Below are 2,937 nucleotides of genomic sequence, written 5' to 3' on the forward strand. Positions count from 1 at the left end.
AACCAGTATCTACAGGGTAAATACGTGGGCAATACCGCCACACTGGAAACCCAGCTGGAACAGCTTATCCGCCGCGAACGTGACCGGGAAAAGGTACGTCACCTGAAACCCGCCTTCATTGCAACGTATACCGCCCGTAAAGGACTGGAAGTCTGCCGTCTCGCCCATATGGACGGTGAAATCAACGTTATCTATGGCGATGCAGGGATGGGGAAAACGATGGTCATGCGGGAATATGCCAGACAACAGAGCGATGCCATTTTGATTGAGGCCGATCCCGGCTATACCGCCCGCGTGATACTGGAGGAGCTTTGCAACCGTCTGGGGGTTAATCGCCGCGGCAACCTGCACGAAATGAGTGAAGCGTGCATTACAGCTTTGCGCGGTTCGGGGCGGATTATTCTGGTGGATGAAGCGGAGAACCTGCCTTACCGCGCACTGGAAACCCTGCGCCGTATCCATGATAAATCCGGTGTCGGCATCGTTCTGGCGGGTATGCCGCGCTTAATTCTCAACCTGAAAGGGAAGCGCGGCGAGTACAAACAGCTTTACAGCCGCGTCGGTTTTGCCCTGCCAATGGGGGACAGCTTGCCAGAGGCCGATATTCAGGAAATTGCCCGCAGCCTGTTGCCTGAGATTGAGGGGGACGATATCCGTCAGGCGTTGTTTACGGCCTGTAAGGGGAACGCCAGACGGTTGTTCAAATACCTGCGCGGTGTTTCCCGTGCCAGCCAGTTGAGCGGTCAGCCTGTTGATGTCGGCATGATTAATGAATTCTCAAAAATGCTGATTAATTAATGAGGTACACATGGTAATCGAGTTGAACACCCGGAATAACCAATTGTTGTCTGCCCTGATTCAGGCGGAATCGGTGGTCACCGCGTTATCTGAGCGGGGTATTACCGTGCTGAGTGTGATGATGCGGGATAACAGGCCCCGTATCCACATTGCCCGTCACGCCTATTGTGAGCAGTTGATCCGTGATGGTCAGGCGGCGTATCTGCATTTTGGTAAGGGGCGGCAAGGGGTTTTTAAGCAAGGGGTTTTTAATCAGGATGGTTGTCAGGTTTATTGGTCGGAATCTTTACATTAAGGGGCGCAATATGGCAGTAAAAATTGAAATCTTAATCACCAGTGAGTCAGGGGAATTACGGCATGAACTGCAAGCCGGGGCGGCCGTTGCCGGGGAATTCACCCACCAGGAATATCGGGCCGCCGAGAGTTTGTACAGTGCGATTGGTGAACTGCTTAAGAACCATAGCGAAAGTGGTCTGGTGATCCATCAGGCCGCCACACAGCATAATCTTCACTAACCATTAAATCTAATATTTTGAAAAGGTAAAATAATGTCAATAAAATCAAAACAATTCACCACAATATCCGCACCTGACGGTTATTGGATCGATGCGAAAGGCGTGCTGACGCCGATTGAAATCATCAAGGAAATCGACTTTGAGCGTGATGCGCTGGTCGGAGAACTTGTACAATTTGCTTTCAAAGTCAATGAGGCTCTGGAGGAGCTGAAATTACGCGCTTTTGCCGATATTCAGGCGTTTGTCGATCTCTCTGCCGAGAAATATGGTTCCGTCAAAGGCGGCAAGAAAGGAAACGTTACCCTTTATTCCTACGATGGCCGTTTCAAAATCCAGCGCGCCATGCAGGACCGGATTGCTTTTGATGAACGTTTGCAGGCGGCTAAGGCACTGATAGATGAATGTCTGGCCGACTGGACAGTCGACGCACGGCCTGAAATTCAGACGCTGATTAACCAGGCGTTTATCACCGATAAAGAGGGCGATATTAATACCGGTCGCGTGCTGGCCCTGCGTCGTCTGGGTATTGACGATGAGCGCTGGGTACAGGCAATGGTGGCGATTGGCGAGGCGTTGCAGGTGGTAGGCAGCAAATCCTATCTGCGAGTCTATGAACGTATTGGTGATACTGACCGATACCAGCCCATAGCGTTAGATATCGCGGGGGTGTGAGATGGCCGGATACAATCACTATGCTGCCTACTCATCCGTTGCCGCCCGTGCAGAACGTAATACGGATTATCTGAACGCAGCAACGTTATGGTGCAAAGCCGCGCATCATGCCCACAGCGCAATGGCACGCGTCTGGGCGGAACAGCGCAGCGCGTTTTGTCAAAACGCCGCTATCAGGGAATGGGGAAAGCCAGATGAAAATAACTGAATTACAACAACAAATTCACCAGCAAAATATTGACGCAGGTTGGTGGGATAATCCCCGTGAACGTGGAACGTTACTCTGTTTAATTCACTCCGAAATCAGCGAGGCAATGGAGGGTGAGCGCAAAAATCTGGCGGACGATCATTTACCTCATCGTCCTATGGCAGAGGTGGAGCTAGCCGATGCCGTCATCCGCATTTTGGATTATGCAGAGGCATTTGGTTATGACATCGAGGGCGCGATTGCTGAAAAACTCGAATACAACAGGCATCGGGCAGACCATAAGCGAGAGAATCGCGCCAAGACTGGCGGTAAGGCATTTTAATGTGGTGGAAATCAGCACCGAACCCTATTTAGTCCGAATTGAACATTTAACATCGATTTAATGTAACAAACTGAAAATTAATAATTTTTAAATATGGCGTAAATCAGCCAGGGGTTGGCTTACGCCAAAATTCAGCCAAATTAATGAGGAAGTTATGAATCCACGTTACCAATGTCCGGTGTGCGAAAAATTCAAACCAGTTGATCGTTCCGCGTTATCCGTGGGCGACCGAGTGACCTTTACTTTCGTTACCCAGCGTCAGTACCGAAACCAGCTTAAATTCAACTATAAAACGGTAAAGGGCAACATCCAGCAAATACAAGGAGAGCAACTCACCGTGAGCTATGGCAAGAAACAATACTGTCTGGACAGGGATGATGTCAGTCCGGCAGGTGCTCCATCAAAACTCACTTATACACTGT

General features: G+C 50.1%; 7 protein-coding genes. All 7 read left to right on the top strand.

Annotated elements, in window-relative coordinates; genetic code table 11:
* Positions 1-798, top strand: a 798-nt coding sequence (locus tag AAY47_RS19355; RefSeq protein WP_047771986.1) for an AAA family ATPase, incomplete at its 5' end; no start/stop codon positions are given.
* A 10-nt stretch (positions 799-808) separates the two neighbouring features.
* On the top strand, positions 809-1,093 hold the full coding sequence (locus tag AAY47_RS19360; protein ID WP_047771989.1) for a hypothetical protein: 285 nt from the start codon (positions 809-811) through the stop codon (positions 1,091-1,093).
* Between the two features lie 10 nt (positions 1,094-1,103).
* Positions 1,104-1,313: a hypothetical protein gene (locus AAY47_RS19365; RefSeq protein ID WP_047770815.1), complete on the top strand. Its 210-nt coding sequence runs from the start codon at positions 1,104-1,106 to the stop codon at positions 1,311-1,313.
* 33 nt (positions 1,314-1,346) lie between these two features.
* A complete protein-coding gene (locus AAY47_RS19370; protein ID WP_047771991.1) occupies positions 1,347-1,985 on the top strand; it encodes a DUF3164 family protein in 639 nt (212 codons plus the stop codon).
* Between the two features lies 1 nt (position 1,986).
* Positions 1,987-2,193: an ANR family transcriptional regulator gene (locus AAY47_RS19375; RefSeq protein WP_047771992.1), complete on the top strand. Its 207-nt coding sequence runs from the start codon at positions 1,987-1,989 to the stop codon at positions 2,191-2,193.
* A complete protein-coding gene (locus AAY47_RS19380) occupies positions 2,180-2,515 on the top strand; it encodes a hypothetical protein (RefSeq protein WP_200897816.1) in 336 nt (111 codons plus the stop codon). The genes AAY47_RS19375 and AAY47_RS19380 overlap by 14 nt, the downstream gene beginning before the upstream one ends.
* 154 nt (positions 2,516-2,669) lie before the next feature.
* Positions 2,670-2,937, top strand: a 268-nt coding sequence (locus AAY47_RS19385) for a hypothetical protein (RefSeq protein ID WP_047771994.1), incomplete at its 3' end; no start/stop codon positions are given.

The sequence above is a fragment of the Xenorhabdus griffiniae genome, from assembly GCF_001028135.1.
Lineage (GTDB): Bacteria > Pseudomonadota > Gammaproteobacteria > Enterobacterales > Enterobacteriaceae > Xenorhabdus > Xenorhabdus bakwenae.

What these genes read in the sequence shown, in the direction of transcription:
- AAY47_RS19380 (WP_200897816.1), top strand. Translation starts at nt 2,180, where the DNA reads ATGAAAATAACTGAATTACAACAACAAATTCACCAGCAAAATATTGAC.
- AAY47_RS19365 (WP_047770815.1), top strand. Translation starts at nt 1,104, where the DNA reads ATGGCAGTAAAAATTGAAATCTTAATCACCAGTGAGTCAGGGGAATTA.
- AAY47_RS19375 (WP_047771992.1), top strand. Translation starts at nt 1,987, where the DNA reads ATGGCCGGATACAATCACTATGCTGCCTACTCATCCGTTGCCGCCCGT.
- AAY47_RS19370 (WP_047771991.1), top strand. Translation starts at nt 1,347, where the DNA reads ATGTCAATAAAATCAAAACAATTCACCACAATATCCGCACCTGACGGT.
- AAY47_RS19360 (WP_047771989.1), top strand. Translation starts at nt 809, where the DNA reads ATGGTAATCGAGTTGAACACCCGGAATAACCAATTGTTGTCTGCCCTG.